This is a genomic window from Chryseobacterium sp. CH21 (assembly GCF_004119445.1).
Lineage (GTDB): Bacteria > Bacteroidota > Bacteroidia > Flavobacteriales > Weeksellaceae > Chryseobacterium.
In genome coordinates this window covers 14,197-38,785 of sequence record NZ_QICI01000070.1, presented here as the reverse complement: position 1 = coordinate 38,785, position 24,589 = coordinate 14,197, and the positions used below count along the sequence as shown (strand labels likewise).

16 protein-coding genes, 3 pseudogenes and 2 riboswitches are annotated in these 24,589 nt (G+C 37.7%); of the genes and pseudogenes, 16 read left to right on the top strand and 3 right to left on the bottom strand.

Annotation, left to right across the window (positions count from 1 at the left end; translation table 11 throughout):
* The first annotated feature begins 12 nt into the window (after positions 1 to 12).
* From BOQ62_RS15065 to BOQ62_RS15005, 13 genes and pseudogenes are all read left to right on the top strand, one after another.
* Positions 13 to 726: a Crp/Fnr family transcriptional regulator gene (locus tag BOQ62_RS15065; protein ID WP_034692595.1), complete on the top strand. Its 714-nt coding sequence runs from the start codon at positions 13 to 15 to the stop codon at positions 724 to 726.
* A gap of 61 nt (positions 727 to 787) precedes the next feature.
* Positions 788 to 1,602, top strand: a pseudogene (gene panB, locus BOQ62_RS15060) (3-methyl-2-oxobutanoate hydroxymethyltransferase).
* Positions 1,603 to 1,605: 3 nt separating this feature from the next.
* A complete protein-coding gene (locus tag BOQ62_RS15055; protein WP_129040761.1) occupies positions 1,606 to 1,920 on the top strand; it encodes a hypothetical protein in 315 nt (104 codons plus the stop codon).
* An 11-nt stretch (positions 1,921 to 1,931) separates the two neighbouring features.
* Positions 1,932 to 2,609 carry an RluA family pseudouridine synthase gene (locus BOQ62_RS15050; RefSeq protein WP_129040759.1) on the top strand — a complete coding sequence of 226 codons (678 nt, stop codon included), beginning with the start codon at positions 1,932 to 1,934 and terminating at the stop codon, positions 2,607 to 2,609.
* A 612-nt stretch (positions 2,610 to 3,221) separates the two neighbouring features.
* Entirely contained in the window at positions 3,222 to 5,195 is a 1,974-nt protein-coding gene (locus BOQ62_RS15045) for a T9SS type A sorting domain-containing protein (RefSeq protein ID WP_164976762.1), read from the top strand.
* Between the two features lie 115 nt (positions 5,196 to 5,310).
* Positions 5,311 to 5,407: riboswitch (TPP riboswitch) on the top strand.
* A gap of 57 nt (positions 5,408 to 5,464) precedes the next feature.
* On the top strand, positions 5,465 to 5,671 hold the full coding sequence (gene thiS, locus BOQ62_RS15040; protein ID WP_129040755.1) for a sulfur carrier protein ThiS: 207 nt from the start codon (positions 5,465 to 5,467) through the stop codon (positions 5,669 to 5,671).
* Between the two features lie 24 nt (positions 5,672 to 5,695).
* The gene (gene thiC, locus BOQ62_RS15035) at positions 5,696 to 7,507 is read left to right on the top strand and encodes a phosphomethylpyrimidine synthase ThiC (protein ID WP_129040753.1); all 1,812 of its coding nucleotides are present in this window, start codon (positions 5,696 to 5,698) and stop codon (positions 7,505 to 7,507) included.
* On the top strand, positions 7,504 to 8,091 hold the full coding sequence (locus tag BOQ62_RS15030; protein WP_129040751.1) for a thiamine phosphate synthase: 588 nt from the start codon (positions 7,504 to 7,506) through the stop codon (positions 8,089 to 8,091). The genes thiC and BOQ62_RS15030 overlap by 4 nt, the downstream gene beginning before the upstream one ends.
* On the top strand, positions 8,067 to 8,804 hold the full coding sequence (locus BOQ62_RS15025; RefSeq protein ID WP_129040749.1) for a hydroxymethylpyrimidine/phosphomethylpyrimidine kinase: 738 nt from the start codon (positions 8,067 to 8,069) through the stop codon (positions 8,802 to 8,804). The genes BOQ62_RS15030 and BOQ62_RS15025 overlap by 25 nt, the downstream gene beginning before the upstream one ends.
* 5 nt (positions 8,805 to 8,809) lie before the next feature.
* Entirely contained in the window at positions 8,810 to 9,424 is a 615-nt protein-coding gene (locus tag BOQ62_RS15020) for a thiamine phosphate synthase (protein WP_129040747.1), read from the top strand.
* Entirely contained in the window at positions 9,421 to 10,197 is a 777-nt protein-coding gene (locus BOQ62_RS15015) for a thiazole synthase (protein ID WP_129040745.1), read from the top strand. Before BOQ62_RS15020 ends, BOQ62_RS15015 begins: the two co-directional genes overlap by 4 nt.
* A 9-nt stretch (positions 10,198 to 10,206) precedes the next feature.
* Entirely contained in the window at positions 10,207 to 11,325 is a 1,119-nt protein-coding gene (thiH, locus tag BOQ62_RS15010; protein WP_129040743.1) for a 2-iminoacetate synthase ThiH, read from the top strand.
* Between the two features lie 132 nt (positions 11,326 to 11,457).
* Positions 11,458 to 12,174 (top strand): HesA/MoeB/ThiF family protein, encoded by a 717-nt coding sequence (locus tag BOQ62_RS15005; protein WP_164976761.1) that lies wholly within the window; start codon positions 11,458 to 11,460, stop codon positions 12,172 to 12,174.
* A 92-nt stretch (positions 12,175 to 12,266) separates the two neighbouring features.
* On the opposite strand, the pseudogene BOQ62_RS15000 reads toward BOQ62_RS15005, so the two are convergent.
* Positions 12,267 to 14,491 (bottom strand): annotated as a pseudogene (locus BOQ62_RS15000) (outer membrane beta-barrel protein).
* Positions 14,492 to 14,610: 119 nt separating this feature from the next.
* Positions 14,611 to 14,708, top strand: a riboswitch (SAM-I-IV-variant riboswitch).
* A gap of 293 nt (positions 14,709 to 15,001) precedes the next feature.
* On the opposite strand from BOQ62_RS15000, the gene BOQ62_RS14995 reads away from it, so the two are divergent.
* Positions 15,002 to 17,746, top strand: a complete 2,745-nt coding sequence (locus BOQ62_RS14995; protein WP_129040741.1) for a TonB-dependent receptor plug domain-containing protein — start codon at positions 15,002 to 15,004, stop codon at positions 17,744 to 17,746.
* A gap of 268 nt (positions 17,747 to 18,014) precedes the next feature.
* Here BOQ62_RS14995 and BOQ62_RS14990 read toward each other — a convergent pair whose 3' ends face one another.
* Positions 18,015 to 20,282 carry an aconitate hydratase gene (locus BOQ62_RS14990; RefSeq protein WP_129040739.1) on the bottom strand — a complete coding sequence of 756 codons (2,268 nt, stop codon included), beginning with the start codon at positions 20,280 to 20,282 and terminating at the stop codon, positions 18,015 to 18,017.
* A 317-nt stretch (positions 20,283 to 20,599) separates the two neighbouring features.
* Positions 20,600 to 23,382, bottom strand: a pseudogene (locus BOQ62_RS14985) (bifunctional aconitate hydratase 2/2-methylisocitrate dehydratase).
* A gap of 286 nt (positions 23,383 to 23,668) precedes the next feature.
* Between BOQ62_RS14985 and BOQ62_RS23400 the strand changes: the two are divergent.
* Both BOQ62_RS23400 and BOQ62_RS23395 read left to right on the top strand, forming a co-directional pair.
* Positions 23,669 to 23,956, top strand: coding sequence for a WG repeat-containing protein (locus tag BOQ62_RS23400; RefSeq protein WP_228414188.1), 288 nt, complete (start codon positions 23,669 to 23,671; stop codon positions 23,954 to 23,956).
* Entirely contained in the window at positions 23,953 to 24,438 is a 486-nt protein-coding gene (locus tag BOQ62_RS23395) for a hypothetical protein (RefSeq protein ID WP_228414186.1), read from the top strand. Before BOQ62_RS23400 ends, BOQ62_RS23395 begins: the two co-directional genes overlap by 4 nt.
* The last annotated feature ends 151 nt before the right edge of the window (positions 24,439 to 24,589 follow it).

The following is a 24,589-nucleotide window of genomic DNA, read 5'->3' as shown; positions in this document are numbered from 1 at the left end:
ATATCATATAAAATGCCGCAGGAACAACAGATAGCAATTGAAGAGAGGTTCGCCAGAGTTTTTAATGATAAATCATTTAAAGAAAGACTTTCTAGCGCAGATTTTGAAAAATACATTAATGGCAAAAAGAAACTGAGTTTTCAAAAACACGATACCATCTTCGAGGATGGTGAAACTCCAAAAGGAGTGTTTGTTCTGGAAAAAGGAGCTGCCAAACTTTCGAAATCAGGAGCGTTCGGGAAAGATCAAATTTTAAGATTTATCAAAGAAGGGGATATCATCGGCTATCGTTCTTTGCTTTGCGGGGAAAATTTCCAGGCCAAAGCAGAAGCAATGACAGATATTGAATGTGTGTTCTTACCAGCAGATATCTTTATGTATCTTTTGGAAGTAGATCCACAGCTGTCTTTCGTAATGCTTCAGAAAATTTCATACGAATTAGGAGAATCTTCCAATACCATTACTTTCCTTGCTCAGAAAACGGTAAGAGAAAGACTGGCTGAAATTCTGTTGCTTTTGGAACAGAAGCTGGGGGTAGATCCTGAAGGTTTTATCAAGATCTCATTAACGAGAGAAGAAATTGCCAATATTATCGGTACCGCTACAGAAAGTGCTATCCGTCTGATTTCGGAATTCAAACAGGATAGTCTGATTGAAGTAGACGGAAGAAATATCAAGATCTTAAATCACGACAAACTCATGAAACTCGGTCACGTAGTTTTATAAATCATACAAAAACTTAAGTCGGCTCAAGGCCGACTTTTTAACTTTTAAAAATAGATAAATTATGTCTGTTCACTCTGAAATTAAAAAAGTTACGACTGAAACCTTGCGTAAAATGAAATTCGACAAGGAGAAAATAACCATGCTTACAGCCTATGATTTTACCACAGCAAAATGGTAGATGCAGGTGGAGTAGATGCTATTTTGATTGGAGACTCTGCAGCAAATGTAATGGCTGGTTTTGAAACCACATTGCCTATTACGCTGGATCAAATGATCTATCACGCTCAAAGTGTGGTAAGAGGAACCGACAGAGCTTTGGTGGTAGCAGATTTACCTTTCGGAACTTATCAGAGTAATCCTGAAAAAGCACTGGAGTCTGCGGTAAGAATGATGAAGGAAGGTGGGGCACATGCTGTAAAAATTGAAGGTGGAAAAGAAATTTCCAAGTCTATCAAAAAAATCATCAATGCCGGAATTCCGGTAATGGGACATTTGGGATTAACACCACAGTCTATTTATAAATTCGGAACGTATAAAGTAAGAGCTAAAGAAGAAGCAGAAGCTGAAAAACTGATCGCTGATGCACAGCTTTTGGAAGAATTAGGATGTTTTTCAATCGTTTTGGAAAAAATTCCGGCAGATTTAGCAAAGAAGGTGACTGAAAGTATTTCTATTCCTACCATTGGAATCGGTGCCGGTGCACATTGTGACGGACAGGTTTTGGTGTATCATGATATGGTGGGAATGAACAAAGGTTTCAGCCCGAAATTCTTAAGAAGATACCTTGACCTTTACACAGAAATTACCGGAGCTGTTGCTCAATATGTAAAAGATGTGAAAAGCGTTGAGTTTCCAAATGAAAACGAAAGCTATTAATCCATGCAGAATCAACAATCTATCCAGGGAATATTATCTATCGCCGCATTAATTTGTCTTGCTGTAGGGTGGTTTAATCTGTTCTCTCCGGAAGTTAATCATTTACTTTCTAGAAAAGTTTTCTATGTGCTGATAGGGGCTAGTTTTTTCATTCAGGCTCCGTTGCTTACCAATAAGAACTTTGTGTATGCTATGTATGCTGCTGCTGCAATCTGTGTATTAGGAGCATTCATACCAGAAGGCTCAAAGCTTTCAGCTGTTAAAACCGTAGGTCTTCTGGCAGGGATTATACTGTCATTATCCAATAGAAGAAGATAGACTGAAAAAGTATGAAGGAGCAGATTATATATGAAGACAACCATCTTCTGGTGATTAATAAAAAGGTGGGTCAGCTTGTACAGGGTGATAAAACCGGAGATGAATCACTATTAGAATCTATCAAGAATTTTATAAAAATAAGAGATGCTAAGCCGGGAAATGTTTTTCTCGGCTTGGTTCATCGTATAGACCGCCCCACATCCGGGCTGGTGATCTATGCAAAAACGTCCAAAGCACTTTCACGTCTTACTCAGATGGTGAAAAACCGTGAAGTGAAAAAAACGTATTGGGCAGTTGTCGGGAAAGAAATGATTCCGCAAAGCCAAAGGCTGGTTCATTATTTAAAGAAAAACGAAAAGAACAATAAAGCGATTGTTTTTCCGAAAGCTACAGAAGGAGCAAAAGAAGCGATTTTGATTTATAATGTGATCAAAACTCTGGATAATTATCTTCTTCTTGAAATTGATCTTGAAACCGGAAGGCACCATCAGATCAGAGCCCAGCTATCCAAAACGGGAGTTCCGATCAAAGGAGATCTGAAATACGGAGCACCACGCTCCAATCCTGATGGAGGAATCAATCTTCATGCAAGAAAACTGGAATTTATTCATCCGGTAACCAAAGAAAACATTGAAATCATAGCTCCTGTTCCGCAGAATGATGCAATATGGAGAGCTTGTGAAGAATAATGAGAAAAATAAAGATATTACTTTTTTATATTATTGCTATTAATTTACTCATGTAATAGGAACGATGGAGGCTTCTTCTGTAGAACTTACTCTTAATCATATAAAATCTCATGGAATTTCCTATTTTATCATAGTTTTATATAGGGTTTAAGGGCCTAATTGTTATTTTCAATATGCTTCTTATAGGAATTGTGTATTTTTAATTTGATAATGAAAGATAGAGGTATTACTCATGTAAAAACCATTAAAAAATAATATTGAGTTAAAAAAATTAAAAAATAGGCTGTCCAAACTTTTCGGACAGCCTATTTTTTATTGTTTATTGATGTCAATATGAATTTTGTTGGTAGACAAATTGTAAAGAATAAATAAATTTTTTTTAATTAAGTCTTTTGTATTGTATTATTTTCAATTTTTGTGTGGTTTTTAAGAATAAAATATTTTATTTTGCTTTTAAATTTATTTTATTGTTTGTAAAAGTGTTGTTTTTTTTGAATATTGTTGAAAATTGTTATATTTGAAAACAATCTTTATTCTATGAAGAATAATTACAATTTTAAAAAAATTAGACATTCCCTAAAAAGGAGCTTAAAAGCTTCGTCAATTTGCTTTTTGTTTTTATCAGGGGTATATTCATTGGTGAATGCACAGGCAAAAGCATATTCGTTTGCACAGTCTACAGGAACTTTTACAGCTCTTAGTGGGGGTACAGTTTTAGGTACAGCAACAGCAAACTCAGGAGCTGCAAGTTTATATCAGGTAACACCTTATGATGTTACATTACCTTTTAATTTTAATTATAATGGTACTGTCTACTCAAGTATTAAAGTTTCCTCTAATGGCTATATTACTTTTGGAACAACCGCTCCAGGGACAGCGAATTCTACTCCTGTATCATCTGCAGAGACTTATAGTGGAACAATCTCGGCATTTGGGAAAAGTTTAAATACAATTGCTAATTTGGGTGGGGTAACAGGAGATATCCGTACTGATGTTTTAGGAACTGCTCCTAACAGGGAAGTAGTTATTCAATGGACAAACTTTAGACCGGCATACAGTACTTCTTCCACTTCTGCCTATACATTTTCTTTTCAAATTAGATTGAAAGAGACAAGTAATACTATTGATATGGTATACAATAGCGGAGCCTTTGCTATTGGCTCTACTAATGTTTCCGGAAGCGCTCAGATTGGGCTTCGTGGTGCATCAAACTTAGATTATAATAACAGATTAAATGCAAGTACGTTAGCGTTTACGAGCTCTACCCCAGGAACTGATAATACAAGTACTCAATATACTAGTACAACAGCAGGTGCTGCTTCCGGTATGCCACCAGCGGGATTTACTTATACATGGACGCCCCCTGCCTGTTTTGCTCCAACCTTCACAACAAACTCTTCCACAACAAACTCTATTACAGCTAACTGGGCAGCTCCTATGCCTACACCAAGTAATTATGATGTATATTATAGTACTTCCAACACTGCACCAATAAGCACTACAACTCCAACACACACTAATATTTCCGGTACATCAATAACAATTAATTCATTAGCTCCGGCAACTATGTATTATGTTTGGGTAAGATCCAATTGTGGAGCAGGAAATTTCAGTGAATGGACTCCGGCATATTCATATATTTTAACGCCTTGCCAACCGCCTGTAATATTAACAACAAATGGAGCAACAGTTTGTCCTAGCGGTAGTGCAACTTTATCTGCAACTACAGAAGCAGGGGCTTATGTAAATTGGTATGATGCAGCCACTGGCGGTAATCTTGTTGGAACTGGGAATACATACACAACAGCACCTCTTGCCAGTACAACAAACTACTGGGCAGCCGCTTCAAATGTTGGGACAGTAAAAAATGTTGGACCTACTACACCAGCTAGCTTAGGAACAAGCTCTAATACCAATACAGCCTGGGACTTATTATTTACAGTCAATACTCCTTTATTATTAAAAACTGTTGATGTATTTTCAGGAACAGCTAACCAATCCGGTACAATTGAAATATTGAATGGAGCAGGAGTGCTAATGAGTATAACACCATTTGTAACAACTGGAGCTGGTAATGCAACTCCTCAAATAGTAACACTGAATACATATTTGCCTGCAGGTACCTACTCAATGAGAAGATCTGGAAGTGCAGGTTTATTTAGAAATTCAGTGGGAGCAACCTTTCCATATTCTACACCGGAACTGGTTATTACCGGAACTACTTTCACAAGCTATCCTGCCTATTACTTCTATTTTTATAACTTAAGTTTTACTACTGGTTGTGGTGAATCATCTCGTCAACAGGTAACAGCTACTGTAGATGCTGCGGGTTGTTTAAATACTTCAGAAACTGCGGCTAAAGAAACAGTAAAAGCCCATCCAAACCCTTTCTCAGAAATTATTAATATCAATAAGCCTGAACTAGTGAAAACGGCTAAGCTAATAGATGTTTCGGGCAAGCTGATAAAAACAATTACTAATCCTGAATCAACATTAAGGTTACATGATCTCTCAGAAGGTCTTTATATTCTTGTTTTAGAGATGAAAGACGGAACTCAGCAAAATATTAAAGTAATTAAAAAGTAATTATTAACAGAGTTTTTAATAATCATTTCAATGAATTCCGGCGCTCGTAGAGCGCCGGAATTTTATTTTTAAGAAATTCAGATTTTGCCCATTCTAAAAAAATGTCTAACTTCGTCCCAAACTTTAGGGGTGTCTGTTACCAACAGACTGAGACTTTACCCTTTGAACCTGATCTGGATCATACCAGCGTAGGGAAAAGTAGATGACTTTTGCTGTACATTCTATTGTGCAATAATGGCCATTCCTAAAGTATATTTAAAATATTAGGAATGGAACTTATAATCAACCACACCCGAAAAACATTTGATGTACTTCCTGAAAACCTGGAAGCATTACTGGCTATTGAACTACCTGGAAAAAAGAAAGGTATTGCAGTAGCTGTCAACAATCGCATTATTCCTCTGTCAGTCTGGGCAGAAACCATCCTTAACAACAACGATTCAGTTTTAATCATTACTGCCACTCAGGGCGGTTAATTCTCATATTTAATACCAATACTTATGGCTCACTCCATTACATGTTCGCCATTTCCGAACTCAAAGAAAATCTATGTTGAAGGAACATTACACCCTATCAATGTAGCAATGCGTGAAATACAGCTTAGCCCCACCAAACTTAACAATGGCGGCTTTGAACATAATGCTCCGGTTACTATTTACGACACCTCAGGTCCTTATACCGATGAAAATGCAGTCATTGATATTCAGAAAGGGCTTCCAAGAATCAGAGAACAATGGATTCTGGACAGAAATGATGTAAATATCCTGGACGGAATTACTTCTGAATACGGAAAAGCACGTTTGGCAGATCCTCGTCTTGACGAATTGAGGTTCTCTTATGATCATAAACCTAAAGTGGCACAGGAAGGAAAAGAAGTTACCCAGCTTTACTATGCAAAGCAGGGAATCATTACTCCGGAAATGGAATATGTGGCAATCCGGGAAAATCAAAGAATAGAGCAACTTGATTCTGTGTCTAAAGAAATGGCTTTTCAACATCCCGGACATAGTTTTGGTGCCAATACTCCAAAAAGCAAGATCACTCCGGAATTTGTAAGAGACGAAATTGCAGCTGGGAGAGCGATTATTCCCAATAACATCAACCACCCGGAAAGTGAGCCGATGATCATTGGAAGAAATTTCCTTGTGAAAATTAATGCCAATATCGGAAACAGTGCTGTTTCATCCAGTATTGAGGAAGAAGTAGAAAAAGCGGTATGGGCATGCCGATGGGGAGGAGATACCATTATGGATCTTTCAACCGGGAAAAATATTCACGAAACACGAGAATGGATCATCAGAAACAGCCCGGTTCCGATTGGTACCGTTCCTATCTATCAGGCATTGGAAAAAGTAAAAGGAGTTCCGGAAGACCTTACATGGGAGATTTTCAGAGATACGCTGATTGAACAGGCAGAACAGGGAGTTTCCTATTTCACTATTCACGCAGGAGTTTTACTAAGATACATTCATTTAACAGCGAAAAGAGTCACCGGAATTGTTTCCAGAGGAGGATCCATCATGGCAAAATGGTGTTTATTCCATCATAAAGAAAGTTTCCTGTATACTCATTTTGAAGAGATTTGTGAAATCATGAAGAAGTACGATGTAGCTTTCTCACTGGGAGACGGTCTTCGTCCCGGATCTATTGCAGATGCCAATGATGCCGCTCAGTTTGCAGAACTGGAAACTTTAGGTGAACTGACAAAAATTGCATGGAAACACAATGTACAGGTAATGATTGAAGGGCCCGGACACGTTCCGATGCATATGATCAAAGAAAATATGGAAAAGCAGCTGGAAGAATGCCATGAAGCTCCTTTCTATACCTTAGGTCCTTTAACTACAGATATTGCACCAGGTTATGATCACATTACTTCCGGAATCGGGGCAGCAATGATCGGATGGTTTGGCTGTGCCATGCTTTGCTACGTAACGCCGAAGGAACATTTAGGCCTTCCCAATAAAGATGATGTAAAAGTAGGAGTAATTACCTATAAGCTGGCCGCTCATGCAGCGGACTTAGCAAAAGGCCACCCCGGAGCACAATACAGAGACAATGCATTGAGTAAAGCAAGATTTGAATTCAGATGGGAAGATCAGTTCAACCTTTCGTTAGATCCTGAAACCGCAAGAGCTTATCATGATGAAACACTTCCTGCAGAAGGAGCAAAAATTGCCCATTTCTGTTCCATGTGCGGACCCAAATTCTGTTCCATGAAAATTACTCAGGAAATTCGTGAATCTGCAGAACAGGGAATGCTGGATAAATCACAGGAATTCATCGAAAAAGGGAAAGAAATTTATATATGATCCTAGTCATCACTCCTGAATTGATTGTTCCGAACGAAACTGATACGATTAACCAGATGTTTCAGGAAGGTCTTGATCTGCTTCACGTCCGTAAACCGTGGATCAGCCGGAATGAAATGATTGAATTCATCAGTAAAATTGATGAAAGTTTTCACTCACAGCTGGTATTTCATACGCATTACGATCTTGGGAAGGATTTTACTATTTCAAGGTTTCATTTCAGGGAGATCGATAGAAAGGAAGAAGTATATAAATCTTTTGCGAAAGAAAATATCATTTCAACCTCTTTACACGATATCAAAACATACAATACTTTGGACAAAGAATGGGAATATGCTTTCATAAGCCCATTCTTTCCAAGTATCTCCAAAAAAGGATACGGATTGGATTCTACTATTAAGGAAGAAATAAAACATCGGAACAATCCGGATGTCAAATTGATTGTTCTTGGAGGAATTGATCAGAATAATATTCATGAAGTTTTCGAGTCAGAAGCAGATGGAGCAGCACTATTGGGTGCTATCTGGGAAAGTGAAGAACCCTTAAACGTATTTAAGAAATGCAGGAACGTCCTTATGTCATAAGCGTCGCAGGCTTCGATCCCAGTGGCGGTGCAGGCTTATTATCAGATAGTAAAACCTTTGAACAATCAAAAGTAATGGGGCTTGGAGTATGTACAGCATTAACATTGCAAACTGCTTCAAAATGTCTGAGTTTAGAATGGCGTCCTATAGACGAAGTAACTGAAGCCATTCAGGTGATGATGGGAAGGTATCCCGTTTCAGCCATGAAAATTGGAATAGTGAAAGATGCTGAATTTCTGGGTAAGATTGTAGAATCGGCTCAAAAGGGAAATGCTGACGTAAAAATCGTTTGGGATCCCGTTCTGAAAAGCACTTCTGAATTCCCATTTTTTGATATTAAAACTCTTTCTCAATTAAAAAAGGTTGTTGATAAACTCAGTTTGATAACACCTAACTATAATGAATACAGTGTTTTAAAGGAAAATAATCTTTTGCCAAATGCGAATCAGTGCTCATTGCTGATTAAAGGAGGACATCGGGAAGATCATTTAGGAACGGATATTTTAGTTGAAAACGGAAAAGAAACTCTTTTAGTTCCAAACGAAAATAGTGTAACCTATTTTCCTAAACATGGTTCCGGCTGTGTTTTATCATCAGCCATTACAGCAGAACTTGCCAAAGGTGAAAGTATGGAAACAGCCTGCCGAAATGGAAAACTATACATCGAAAAATTTTTAACAAGCAATCCCTCTTTGTTGGGAACGCATTCATAGAAAACATGGAAAAATTACAATACATATCACAGGGAAATACCCGGCAGGAGCAGGAGCTTTGTATCCGAAAAGCCTTAGATAATGGGATTAAATGGGTACAGGTTCGGTGGAAAAATGCCCCTGAAAATGAATTAATCAGCCTTTGTGAAATTTCAAAACAACTTTGTTCAGAATATCAGGCGGTTTGTATCATCAATGATCATGTACAAATAGCCAAAGAAATAGATGCTGACGGAGTACATTTAGGATTAAATGACAGTGCTATCGAAGAAGCAAGACTGATTTTAGGTAAAAATAAGATTATTGGCGGAACTGCAAATACCCTTTCAGATGTCCTCCTGAGAATCAAAGAATCTTGTGACTATATAGGTTTAGGGCCGTTGAGATTTACCACAACCAAAGAGAAATTGAGTCCTGTTCTTGGGTTTGAAGGTTATCAGGATATTATTAATGGATTAAGAGAGGAATCAATAGGAATCCCTAAAATATTTGCTATAGGAAGCGTTACTCTTGAAGATATTTTGCCGTTACAGGAGATCGGAATTTATGGTGTTGCTGTATCCGGCCTCATTACAAAGCAGCCGACTATTATTAATGAACTAAAAAAAGTAATGATATGAACAATCAGAAATTAGAAATAGCAGGAAGAACTTTTGAATCAAGATTGTTCTTAGGAACAGGAAAATTTGGAAGTATGAGTGATATGGTACAATCTGTCATCGCTTCAGAAACCAATATGGTGACCATGGCTCTCAAAAGAATTGACGCCCAATCCGGTGAAGATGATCTGCTTGATTCATTAAACCAAACCCATGTTCATCTTCTGCCCAATACTTCAGGAGCAAGAACGGCTAAAGAAGCTGTATTGGCTGCACAGTTAGCAAGAGAAGCACTGGAAACCAACTGGGTAAAGCTGGAAATTCATCCGGACCCGAAATATTTGCTGCCGGATCCTATTGAAACCTTATATGCCACTGAAGAATTAGCCAAATTAGGATTTATTGTAATGCCTTACATTCATGCCGATCCTGTTCTGTGCAAACGTCTTGAAGATGCCGGAACAGCAGTGGTAATGCCTTTGGGAGCACCTATTGGAACTAATAAAGGATTAAGAACACAGGACTTTCTGGAAATAATCATCAGTCAGAGTAATGTCCCTGTAGTGGTAGATGCCGGAATCGGGGCACCATCAGATGCTGCAAAAGCAATGGAAATGGGAGCAGATGCCGTTTTAGTGAATACTGCTATTGCTATTGCCGGAAATCCACTGAATATGGCTTTAGCTTTTAAAGAAGGCGTGATTGCCGGAAGAAGAGCTTTTGAATCAGGATTAGGTGCTATTGGCAACCATGCTGAAGCTTCAAGCCCGCTTACTTCGTTTTTATTTGAATAAATCAGACTCATGAAAAGCTTTAAAGATGTTTTTGAAAACTACCACTGGGATGAGGTAAAGAATAAGCTTGAAAAAGTAAGTCTGGCCGATGTAAGATACAGTCTTCAAAAAAAAAATAAAACTCTTGACGATTTCCTGAATCTTTTATCACCAGCTGCTTCTCATGAACTGGAACTGATGGCAAGTATGACTCAAATGCTTACTCAAAAACGATTTGGAAAAACCATTCAGCTGTATGCGCCGCTGTACCTCAGTAATGAATGTCAGAATATCTGTACCTATTGCGGATTCAGCCTTGACAATAACCTAAAACGGAAAACCCTTTCCGATATGGAACTGATGATTGAAGCATCAGTACTAAAATCTATGGGAGTGAATCATGTATTGCTGGTAAGCGGTGAAGCCAATAAAATAGTAGGTGTTCCTTATTTTCAGAATGCTGTTCGTAAGTTGAAACCTCACTTTTCCAATATTTCCATTGAAGTTCAGCCATTGATGGAAGAAGAATATAAACTGCTCCATGAAGAAGGCGTGCATTCCGTTTTGGTATATCAGGAAACCTACCATCAGGATGTGTACAGAGAATACCATCCGAAAGGTAAAAAATCAAACTTCCACTTCCGCCTGGAAACACCGGACAGAATAGGCAGAGCGGGAATTCATAAAATCGGGCTGGGAGTTCTCCTTGGCCTTGAAGATTGGAGAGTTGACAGTTTTTTCAATGCATTACACATCGATTATCTTCAGAAACAGTACTGGAAAAGTAAGTTTTCTGTTTCCTTTCCAAGACTCAGACCTGCCGAAGGAATCATTGAACCCAATTTTATTATGGAAGATAAAGACCTTCTTCAATTGATCTGTGCCTACAGAATCTGGAATGAAGATCTTGAAATCTCCATTTCTACAAGAGAAAATGAAGTGTTCAGAAATAATATTGTCTCTCTGGGAGCAACGGCCATGAGTGCAGGTTCAAAAACAAACCCCGGAGGGTATGCGGTGGATAAGGAATCTCTGGAACAATTTGAAACCAGTGACGAGAGAAGTATGGATGAAATTAAAATCATGATCAAAAAAGCAGGCTATGATCCTGTAATGAAAGACTGGGATTCCGTTTATAGTGGATTTTAAACTTTTAAACCATTAAGGATTTTGAAGAAGTGAAGTTGAATTAAGAAAAATCGAAGATTTTTAAGATAGCACCTTTTTAAAGCGAAGCTCATCTTAACTTTCCTTAAAAACTTAAAAAACCTTAATGGTTCAATGATAATTATGAAAGAAGATCATTTTTCACGGTACAGCCGACAGATATTTATTGAAGAAATAGGAATGGAAGGTCAAAAGAAAATAAGGTCTTCCAAAGTTCTTGTCATTGGGGCAGGAGGTTTGGGAAGTCCTGTTATCCAATATCTGGCTGCATCAGGAGTAGGAACTTTAGGCGTTGCAGATTTTGATGAGGTTGAACTTCATAATCTGAACCGTCAGGTCATTCATACTGAAAACAGAGTAGGATTATCCAAAGTGAAGAGCGCAGAAACATTTGTAAAAGAACTCAATCATCAGGTTAACTTGATAGGAATTGAAGAGAAAATCAATGAAGAAAATATTGAAGAAATCCTTTCTCAGTATGATATTATTGTTGACGGCTCAGACAATTTTTCTACGAGATATATGGTGAATGATACCTGCATAAAACTGCATAAAACGTTGGTTTACGGAAGTATCTTAGGCTTTTCAGGACAAGTTGCTGTATTTAATCATAATGGAAGCAAAAACTTACGGGATATTTTTCCTGAACCGCCATTCGATGAGGATGTACCGGATTGTGACAGCCTTGGCGTCTTGGGAGCTCTTCCCGGAATGATAGGAAGCATGATGGCTCTTCAGGCATTAAAAATTATCACAGATCTTCCGGTGATTGTTAATCAACTCACATTGGTAGATACCCTGAGCTGGAGATTTCAAACAATAGATTTTTGATATAAACACTGATATCACAAATAGCACCATTTTAATATCAATAGAAAGAGGCAGTAAAAATGATTACTGCCTCTTGTATTTTACCGTAAGAACTATTGCGCCTGCTGCATTACACCGCCATTGTCCTCTTTTTTAGTCTGGTTAAGGATATTTGGATCCTCTTTTGCCAGTTTATTTTTTGTCGGAATTTTATAATTGATAGAAAATCCGAAATTTCTTGTATCATATTTACTGCTGATCATTACCGGACTTCCTGATGGTGGATTAGAACGTACCTGCATCATCTGTCCGTTGAAAATATCATTCGCAAAAACAGAAAGCGTCAGACGGTTGTTCATAAACTTCTTTGTCAGTGTAATATCCAGAGAGTTGTTAAATGGTTTCTCTGCGGTGAAGTAGAAATATCCTGCCTTTGGAGTCAGATAACTGTAATTGGCTGTCATTTTGATGTCTTTAGGCAAAAGAATCTGAGTCATAATATTGAAAATCCAGAATCCTTTATTATTCAGATTGTCAATTTCATGTTTTTGATAACCAGCATATAAGTACATGAAGTTAATTTTGTCAGGATTGAAATCAAACTTCATGATTTCGCTCAAAGGCTTGCTGAAAATCATAAAAGGAACCGGTAATCCCACGTTGAAGTTGTGAATTTTCATATTCGAAATATTCACCTGCTCGTTGTAGAGTTTTCTTCCGTCTTTTCGAATGATCTGGGCTACCTGATTGCTTGCCGAGCTTACGCTATATCCGATAAATGCATAATCAAAAGCCGAAATTTTCAATTCATAGTTATCAAAAATAGTAGGCTGTAGATTCGGGTTACCATTACTTCCGTACTTGGTCCTGAAAACGTCACGTTATTCGGGTTCAAAGCAGAAATACTTGGTAAACTGATTTTTCTGTTGTAATTCGCAGCAATATAAACCTGGTTCATCATGTTATACTGTACACTCGCGTTCGGGAAAAGTTTAAACTTATTGAAAGGAATCAAATTAGCTTCTACCAGTTTCGCATCCTTATCAAAATATCTTGTTACCCCGGAAATATCATAATTTTCAGCACGGGATCCCAAAGTGAAGTCAAACTTTTTCAATTTTGCCTGAAACTCCAAATAAGTAGAAGCTGTCTGTCTCTGATATTCAAGATTGGTTACGCCAAAACTTTCAGTATCATAGTCCTGTTTTTCATACAAACCTCCAAAGCTCACTTTCCCGCCATCAAGAAGTTTTATAGGTTGGGAATAATCTACTTTGAAGTTGGCTATATTCATTACAGATTTATTGTTCAGAAGATCTTTTAAGCCATTCTGTATACTATTGATGGGCAGATAGGGTTCTACTGCAAAATTACCCACCTGGAAGAAGTTGTCCTGAGAAAACTTACTGTCGGATCTTGTATAACCAAACTGGAAGTCCAGTTTCTGTGATTTTTCAGCAAAACGTTTCTGATAGGTTACAACGGCTTCTTGTCTCAAATTATTGGTGTGAGCCACATCTGAGGACGTGTAAAAAGCTTCTACTAAATTATTCGGGTCATTCTCAAAAGGTAAATTTCCATGACCGTTACTTAAAGTATAATTGTCATTATTATTGTGATAAATGTCGTAGTTTAATAATAATCTGTCCTGCCCCAAATCAAAAGTCAATCCTGATTTTGCAAAATATCCACGCCCATATCTGTCGGTATGACTTGTTAAAAGTTCATCCTGTTGGCCATTCAGCATGCTTTCACGATAATTTTGCCCCACATTCAGCTGCCATCCAAAATATTTATTTCTTGCATTTAAATTAACGGAATTGGTCGTTCTGTTTCTGAATTTATCGTAATTCGTAAAAGAATAATTCCCGGAATAAGTAGCTGTTAAATATTTATTAGCGTTTTTGTTGGTGATGATATTCATAATTGCCCCTCCCGAAGTGGCAGGAAATTCGGCACCGGGCTGTGTGATTATCTCAATTCTTTCCACAGAGTTAGCGGGCATTCCTTCAAGGAAAGAATTCAACTCATTGGAGGTGATGTTAAGAGGTCTTCCGTTCAGGTATACTTCCAGCATTTTTCCCTGGTACATCATCCCTGCAATGTCCGTAGATACAAGCCCCGGAAGTTTTTTAATTCCTTCCAGAACATTCCCGTTATTTAGCTGAGGTTGTTCAGAAAAGTCAAAAATAGTACGGTCTGCTTTTTGTTCAACGGCTTTTTTAGTTTTCGTAATAACTACTCCTTCAATTTGCTTTTCCTGAGGCTTGTTATTTTTTTCCTGCGAGAAAATGAAGACTGAGCTTAATAAGGATAATGCGAAAATCGTTTTTTTCATAATGTTTTTTACTGATATCCGGTTAGACGCTGAAAAAGGTAATTTGTTACGCTAAAATTGTGAAAATCGAAAAATTAAGCTAAAATTTTTTTATTTCCGAAATAATTATATCTTTGCCAGGTAATTATCAAGAATCTCTAGATGGGATAGCAACCTGCAAAAACAAGCAAGGTGCTGCAATCGATAAGCCGGATCTTCCGGAAAAAATGTTTATCATTCTATCATTACCCATCTTGAATTTTTGTTTTAAAGTTAAAACCAAATGTTTAAAGACAAGGGAAATCACCTTACATCAGTTATTTTTTATTCCTCAGATCATGAAGTGAATCTTCATTATTCTGATATGTTTTCATGCCATTTCTACATGCGCATGTGTTGTTGCTAGCACTTTCTATTTCTAAAAAATAATACAAACATTCCCATCATCAAAGGTAACCTTACAATTAAGGCTACAGGATTTGTATTGCTCAAAAAACAATTTTTAACAACAAAAAGTAAACAACAATCAACATGCATAATTTCAAAACAAAAATATTTATTCCTTCTTTCGCGCTTATCTCTACATTTTATTACGCCCAGACGGACACTGTACAATCTAAAAAAATAGATGATGTAGTCATCCTTGGATCAAGAGGTTCCGGAAGATCATTAACAGATACACCCGTTCCGGTCGATATCATTAATATATCAAAAATTTTAAAACAAAGTCCCACGAACAATATTAGTCAGGCTTTAAATTACATTGTTCCTTCATTTTCATCTACTTCACACACCGTCAATGATGGGACTGATTTTGTAGATCCTGCTCTTTTAAGAGGATTAGGTCCTGATCAGGTTTTAGTTTTGCTTAATGGGAAAAGACGATATCAGTCTTCATTGATCAATGTTACGCTTACTCCGGGAAGAGGATCTGTAGGAACTGACCTTAATGCTATTCCAGCCTTTGCTTTAGAAAAAATCGAAGTTTTAAGAGATGGTGCTTCCGCTCAGTATGGCTCCGATGCTATTGCAGGTGTCGTTAACCTGGGGTTGAAAAAAAGATTAGGACTTTCCGGACAGGTGTTTCTGGGAGGATATGCTTCGCCTGTTGCCAATAATTTTTCAGGAGGAGTAGATGGACAGACCATTTCTGTAGATCTTAATTATGGAGCGAAAATAGGAAAATCCGGATTTATTAACGTGACAGGTTCTGCGCAATACCGTGATCCTTATTCCAGAGCCGGAGTGAGAGAAGGAGATATTTACAATGCTTATAATGCCATTAATTACAGAGCATTGCAGGATGGAGTTAATATTGATGGTTTATATAAAAATATTACAAATACATCCAATACCCAGCAGATTATTAATACAGTAAAACAATATGCTACTAAGGTGGGGTATTTTGGAACTGATTTTCAGTCTCAGATCTCAGGGGCCAACAGTATTTCTGACCTTCAAAAAATATTAGGTAAAGATTTTACGTCCCAGGAACTTAATTACAGAGGACTGGAAAGAAAAGATTTCAGCCTGAGAGCAGGACAGTCTAAATTACAGTCGGGGCAGCTCTTTTTCAATTCTGAAATTCCTGTGAATGATGATTGGAAAGTTTACTCATTTGGTGGTTATAGTTACCGCCTTGGAAATGCCGGAGGATTTTACCGTCTTCCGAATACAGAGAGAAACATCAATGCAGTTACTCCCAATGGATATCTTCCTCAGATTGAAGCCGCTGTGAATGATTATTCTCTTGCTGCCGGAATTAAAGGAAAATGGAATGGCTGGAATGTAGACTTCAGCAATACATTCGGGAAAAACACCTTTGGTTTTGGAGTTGTAAATACTTTTAATGCATCACTTACAGATAGTTCTCCACGAACTTTTGATGCAGGAGGATCTGAGTTTTCACAAAATACTGTCAATCTGGACTTCTCCAAAAAATATGATGTCCTGAAAGGATTGAATATTGCTTTCGGAGCAGAATACCGACACGAAAATTATAAAGTGAATGCAGGAAAAGAAAATTCTTATGCTTCTTATGATATTTATGGACGCGTGGTAACTGCCAAAACCCCTGAAAATGAAAAAGTAACCGATTTCTTCGGAAATACAAGACCTGCCGGAGCACAGGTTTTCCCAGGATTTAGTCCGGAAAATGCAGTTTCTGGAAACAGAAACAGTATTGCTGCTTATGCTGATGCAGAGCTGGAAGTTACTGACGGATGGCTGTTAGAGGGAGCTTTACGATATGAGAACTATTCAGACTTCGGGTCTACATTCAACTATAAACTGGCAACCAATGTAAAACTGGCTCCCAATCTAAACTGGAGAGGTGCTGTTTCTACCGGATTTAGAGCACCTTCTTTAGCGCAAATCTATTATAGTTCTACTTCTACACTTATTCAACAGGGAAAAACTACACAGGTAGGTACTTTCAGGAATAATTCTGAAGCAGCACAGGCATTGGGTATTCCGAAATTAAAACAGGAAACTTCACAATCCTACAGCACAGGAATTACATGGAAAATACCCTCATTAAGCCTTACTTTCACAGCGGATGCCTATTTAATAAAAATTAAAGACAGAGTCGTATTGACTGATCTTTTTTTCCGTCCTAATGGTAATTTTACGCCAGGTTCGGATCAGGCAGTTCTTCAGGATGCTTTTGATCTCGCAAGAGCCAGCGCTGCCAACTTTTTTGCCAATGCGGTGGACTCCCAGACAAAAGGGTTGGATATTACGATTTCTCAGAATTCAAAAATCTCATCAGTAGTTTCCTTGGAGAATAATCTGGGAATCAACTTTAATCAGACCAAAAGAATCGGAGATATTCATGCTTCTCCTAAATTGGTAAGCCAGATTGATAACTATTTCTCAGAACCGAATAGAGTGTATTTCGAAGAAGCCGTTCCCCGTGTAAAAGCTACTTTATCCAATGCTTTAAGAGTTTCCGGATTTACTTTCGTACTGCGTAATTCTTTCTTTGGTAAAGTGACTGATGCAGATGTTCTGGATGCTAATTTTGACGGAATAACAGGAAGTACAGAGCACTTCGTCCTTAATAACCGCTTCGTGACAGATTTATCTGTAGGATATGATTTTAATAAAAATATTTCAGCAACGATCGGAAGTAATAATATTTTGAATATTCTGCCTTCCAAAAGTCCAAATATAAGTTCATTAACTGCGGATAACCAGTTTGTATATTCCAGACAGGTTTCCCAGTACGGTATAGGAGGAAGGTTCTTATTTGCCAGAATTGAATTCAGATTTTGAGTTTTGGGTAAAGAATAATGTGTTTATTTATAAATCTTTCATTGTTATTTTAGATAAAATCAAACCTTATAGGTTTCTAAAACCTATAAGGTTTGATGTATTCATTAAGTTTTATCAAGCGGGTTATAAATTTTGGCTCCCAATTAGTACACTGAATAAAAATGAAACGGGCTAAAATCCGATTCTATTGAATATTTAAAGTACAGTTAAAATAAAAAGACGACTTCTAGTGAAGCCGCCTTTATATTGATTAATCTAACAATTAATCTTATTTTTCCTGTTGTTTGATTAGATTCAGGGCAGAACCAGCTTTAAACCAATCAATTTGCTGATCATTGTAAGTGTGGTTTGCCATAACAATGTCTTTAGTTCCGTCGGCATGAACGAATTCTAAAGTCAGCTGTTTTCCTGGGGCAAACTGGTCAAGATCTAAGAAATTAACCGTGTCATCTTCCTTGATTTTATCATAATCAGCCTCATTAGCGAAAGTGATTCCAAGCATCCCTTGTTTTTTAAGGTTGGTTTCATGGATTCTCGCAAATGATTTTACCAATACAGCTTTTACGCCAAGGTGTCTAGGCTCCATAGCAGCATGCTCTCTTGAAGAACCTTCACCGTAGTTTTGGTCTCCTACAACGATGGTTGGAACGCCTGCTGCTTTGTAAGCTCTTTGTACAGCCGGAACTTCACCGTATTCACCCGTTAATTCATTTTTAACTTTATTAGTTTCCATGTTGTAAGCATTCACTGCTCCAATCAACATGTTATTTGAAATATTGTCTAAGTGACCTCTGTATTTCAGCCATGGTCCAGCCATAGAAATGTGGTCAGTGGTACATTTTCCGAAAGCTTTTATCAATACTTTAGCGCCTTCAATGTTTTTACCATCCCAAGCCGGGAATTCTTCTAATAACTGAAGTCTGTCTGAAGTAGGGCTTACGTTCACAACAACGCTTGAACCATCTTCAGATGGAGCCTGATAGCCGTTATCATCTACTGCGAATCCTTTTGAAGGAAGTTCATAACCTTTAGGCTCGTCAAGTTTTACCTGTTCGCCTGCTTCGTTAGTTAATGTATCTGTAATCGGGTTAAAGTCTAATCTTCCTGAGATAGCCACAGCAGCTACCATTTCAGGAGAAGCTACAAATGCATGGGTATTTGGGTTACCATCTGCTCTTTTGGCAAAGTTTCTGTTGAAAGAGTGAATAATAGAGTTTTTCTCTCCTTTTTCAGCTCCCTCTCTGTCCCACTGTCCGATACATGGCCCGCAAGCATTAGTAAAGATTCGTGTATTTTCAAATTTTCTGAAAGAGTTTAAGAAACCGTCTCTTTCTGCTGTGAATTTCACCTGCTCGGAACCAGGGTTAATTCCCAGGATTGCTTTAGGCTTTACTCCTTTTGATACTGCATCTTCTACAATGGAAGCAGCTCTTGATAAATCTTCATAAGAAGAATTGGTACAAGAACCGATAAGAGCCCATTCAACTTCTAAAGGCCATCCGTTAGCCTCAGCTTTAGCTCTGAATTCAGCAACCGGAGTTGCTAAGTCCGGAGTGAAAGGTCCGTTTAAGTGAGGAGTAAGTTCAGAAAGGTTGATTTCTATTACCTGATCGAAATATTGTTCAGGGTTAGCATATACTTCAGCATCACCGGTTAAATGTTCAGCAATTTTATCAGCAGCATCTACTACGTCCTGTCTTCCTGTAGCGGCCAGATATCTTCTCATAGAATCATCGTATCCGAAAGTAGAGGTTGTAGCCCCAATTTCAGCACCCATGTTACAAATTGTACCTTTACCTGTTGCCGAAAGAGATTCAGCTCCTTCACCGAAATATTCTACGATGCATCCTGTACCTCCTTTTACGGTAAGAATTCCTGCTACTTTTAAGATAACATCTTTTGCAGAAGTCCATCCGCTCATTTTACCGGTTAATTTTACTCCGATAAGTTTTGGCATTTTAAGCTCCCAGGCCATTCCTGCCATTACATCTACTGCATCGGCACCTCCTACGCCAATGGCTACCATTCCCAGTCCTCCTGCATTTACCGTGTGAGAATCAGTACCAATCATCATTCCTCCAGGGAATGCATAATTTTCCAGTACAACTTGGTGAATGATACCTGCTCCCGGTTTCCAGAACCCAATTCCATATTTATCACATACAGAACTCAGGAAGTTGAATACCTCAGAGTTTTTGTTGATCCCTTCCTGTAAATCTTTGTCAGCACCTACTTTCGCCTGGATCAGGTGATCTGCATGAGCAGTAGAAGGAACAGCTACTTTAGCTTTTCCTGCCTGCATGAATTGTAAAAGGGCCATCTGCGCAGTGGCATCCTGCATAGCGACTCTGTCTGGTGCGAAGTCTACATAAGAGTTTCCTCTTTCATGTGCTTGTGTAGCATTTCCTTCCCAAAGGTGGGTGTAAAGAATTTTTTCTGAAAGGGTAAGAGGTTTTCCCACAACTTGTCTTGCCGCAGCAATTCTTTCCGGGTAACGCTCATACACTTTTTTGATCATATCAATATCAAAAGTCATATCGTATTTTAATTTTGTTCTTTTTCTTTTAATGCTTCTTTTTCTGATATTGAAAAAGAAAAATCACTTTCTTATATATCAAAAAACGTTCCTATAATCCATTAATAGGGGTAATTTGGATTCTAAAATCAATAGATTTTATAACTTTCAATTTAAGAAAAAATAGAATTCATTTTCAGGCTTTTATCGAAAAAAAAACGTATCTATATTAAAATAGAAACGTTCTAAACAAAAAATTGGAAGATTTTAAATCCTAAAGGACCAAAATCTTCCAATTCTATAAATTTCAACAGTCTTACGACGTATTTATTAATCTCTTAGTGAGCGCTTGTACTTGTCAATTCTTTGATAGAAGGTACAAAAGTAGTAAGGTCAATACCCTCAACAGCCGCTTTATACTCATCGATGCTAGGAATTCTTCCGATAATTGCAGAAAGAACAACAACCGGAGTTGAAGCCAATAGAGATTCACCTTTCTTACGTTCAGAATCTTCCACTACTCTTCCCTGGAAAAGACGGGTAGAAGTCGCTAAAACAGTGTCTCCTTTCGCTGCTTTTTCCTGGTTACCCATACAAAGGTTACATCCAGGACGCTCTAGGTACATTACGTTTTTGTATTCAACACGAGCTTCTCCTTTTGGAGCATTATCATCAAATTCAAAAGCTGAATATTTTTCTAATAATTCCCAGTCACCTTCTGCCTTTAATTCATCAATGATGTTATAAGTAGGAGCTGCAACAACAAGAGGAGCACTAAATTCTACTTTTCCTTGTTGTTTTTCAATATTTCTAAGCATTTGAGAAACAATCTTAAGGTCACCTTTGTGAACCATACAAGATCCTACGAAACCAAGATCTACTTTTTCTCACCTCCATAGTAGGAAAGATCTCTGATGGTATCGTGAGTATATCTTTTAGATACATCGTCGTTGTTTACATCCGGGTCAGCAATCATTGGTTCAACGATTACATCAAGATCTACAACTACTTCAGCATAATATTTAGCGTTGGCATCCGGAGTCAAACCTGGTTTTTCACCTGATCTGATCTCTTCAATTCTCTTGTTTGCTTTGTCAATTAATCCCTGAAGAACTTTATTGTGGTTATCCATTCCTTTGTCAATCATGATCTGGATTCTGCCTTTTGCAATTTCCAGTGATTCAATCAAAGTATTATCTTCAGAAATGTTGATAGAAGCTTTTGCTTTCATCTCAGCAGTCCAGTCTGTAAATGTAAATGCCTGGTCAGCAGGAAGTGTTCCGATGTGAACCTCAATGATTCTACCCTGGAATACGTTTTCTCCTCCAAACTGCTTCAACATCTGAGCCTGTGTCGCATGAACCACATCACGGAAATCCATGTGTTCTTTCATATTTCCTTTGAAAGTTACTTTCACAGATTCAGGAATTGGCATAGATGCTTCACCAGTAGCTAATGCAAGAGCAACAGTACCTGAATCAGCTCCGAAAGCCACTCCTTTAGACATTCTCGTGTGAGAGTCACCTCCGATGATGATTGCCCACTCGTCTACAGTGATATCGTTAAGAACTTTGTGGATAACGTCAGTCATCGCGTGGTATTCACCTTTCGGGTCACGGGCTGTAATCAAACCGAACTCATTCATGAATTTCATTAGTTTCGGAATGTTAGCCTGAGCTTTTTTATCCCAAACTGATGCGGTGTGACATCCTGATTGGTAAGCACCATCAACAATTGGAGAAATTACAGTTGCTGCCATAGATTCAAGCTCCTGAGAAGTCATAAGACCTGTCGTATCCTGAGAGCCAACGATATTTACCTGTACACGAACGTCAGAACCTGCGTGTAATACTTTTCCTGGAGTAGTTCCAACAGCATTTCTGTTGAAAATCTTTTCTACAGCTGTAAGTCCTTGTCCTTCGTGAGAAATTTCTTTTGAAGGAGCAAAAACTACAGGAGCTTCAACTCCTAAAAGCTGAGCTGCGAATGTCTGTAATTTCTTACCAAATACGATAGCGTAAGATCCTCCTGCTTTGATGAACTCCATCTTTTGCGGAGTGAAAGATTTGGTAAGGTCGATCAGTTCCTGATCTCCGTTATATAATTTCTTTTCTTTTGTATTGATTGTTAAAACAGTTCCTGTAGCTACTGAATAAGCTTCTTCAAGAACGATGTCTCCATTTTCGTTACGAATTGGGTTTCCGTTTTCGTCAACTTTCTTTACCCAGTTTTTAAGGTCAACACCAATACCTCCGGTAACATCTACTGTTGTAAGGAAGATTGGAGAAATACCATTTGTTCCTCCTACAATTGGAGCAATATTTACGAATGGTACATAAGGGCTTGCCTGTTTTCCTGTCCACAGAGCAACGTTGTTTACTCCAGACATTCTTGATGAGCCTACACCCATTGTTCCTTTTTCAGCAATAAGCATTACGCTTGCATCAGGATGCTGTGCCTGTAAAGCTTTGATTTCTTCCTGAGCTTCAGGAGTGATCATACATTTACCATGAAGTTCACGGTCAGATCTTGAGTGAGCCTGGTTACCCGGAGAAAGTAAATCTGTAGAGATATCCCCTTCACCAGCGATAAATGTAACGACTTTAATTTCTTCTGCAACTTCAGGTAATTTTGTAAAGAATTCAGCTTTTGCGTAGCTTTCAAGAATTTCTTTTGCGATTGCGTTTCCACTTTCGAAAGCTTCTTTAAGACGGTTAGTGTCTGCTTCGTAAAGGAACACCTGTGTTTTAAGAACATTTGCAGCTTCCTGAGCAATGGCAGGATCATTACCTAAAGCAAGATCAAGCAACACTTCAATGGAAGGACCACCTTTCATGTGAGATAACAGTTCAAAGGCATATGCAGTGGAAATTTCTTCTACTACGGATTCCCCTAGAATGATTTCCTTTAAAAATTTTGCTTTTACACCTGCTGCACTTGTTGTTCCAGGTAGTGTGTTGTAAATAAAAAACTTAAGAGAATCTGGTCGGTCGGCATTACCTGAATCTTTTATTTGTGAAATGATCTCACTTAGTAATTCAGCCCCATCAATTGGCTTTGGATGAAGCCCTTGGGTTTTTCTTTCTTCAATCTCTTTGATGTAATCCTTATAAATATTCATAATAGAAGGTCTTTCAACATTAAAGGTAGGCCTGCTTCTTCTTTACCGGTCTGTATAAAACAGTTAATGACATTTTGATATTTCGCATTTTGACGCAACATTAACCGAATAAAGTCAGCATAATCTACACTTTCTTAAAAGTTTTTTAAAATTATCAAACAATTCAAAATGTTCCCAAAATTACGAAATTTTACAATTTTATGGGAGTGAAATTATTTAGATTCTTTATAAATATGTATTTTATAATATCTATTTTTGGTCGTACTTTTGCAAGCATATGATGAATATGAAAAATTTACTGACTGTTTTATGTATTTTCGCTTCGCTTTTTACCTTTTCGCAGACAAAATCTGTGAAGAAAATTCCTGCAAAGAAAATTCCTAAAACTCCGATTCAGAAAAGGGCTTCAGTGAATAAACCTAATCCTGATCTGGTGGTGATCAATAAAGATCTTCCGGTTTTGATTCCTAAAAAGAAAGGAGATCAGTTTGGGTATGTAAACCAGAACGGAAAATTTATTATTCAGCCGGAATATCATATTGCTGTATTTTTTATGAAGATTGCAATCTTTTGAATTCTCCGAATGAGAAAATCAGAAAATTTGGAACAAAAGACTATGCTACAGTAGAAAAGAATATGATCTCATATCGTATAGATCAGTCGGGGAAAAGAGTATATCAGTTCAAAGAATCGGATTTCGGAAAATGTAAATTTGAAGAATATAAGCAACAGTTATTTCAGGCTTACATTCTGAATGGATTCTATGGAATTATTGAAAAATCAAAATTTGTGAATGCTGCAGATTACAGACAGTTTCAGATCTATCCTCAATATCAGTATCTTTTTATTCTGGAAGGAGATGATGTAGCTAATCCAATGATTGTGGCTTCCAATAATGATAAATTTGGAATCATTGACGTTAACAATAAAATCATTGTTCCTTTCGAATACGCCAATATCAAAAGAAACTTCAGCTGGAAACTGGGTAAGATGTTTGAAGTCACCAAAGACGGTTCGAACTACTACTATATTGACGCAAACAATAAAACTTACTAAAGAATTATAAATGATGAATGATTTATTTGATAACTCTTATTTTCAGTAGTAGTTTTTTCCTCTCGTAACCCGATATCACGCACCGCATAACCCCAATTTTATTTCATATTTTTTTGTAATTTTGCGGGTGAAATAAAGGGGTGCTTTAACA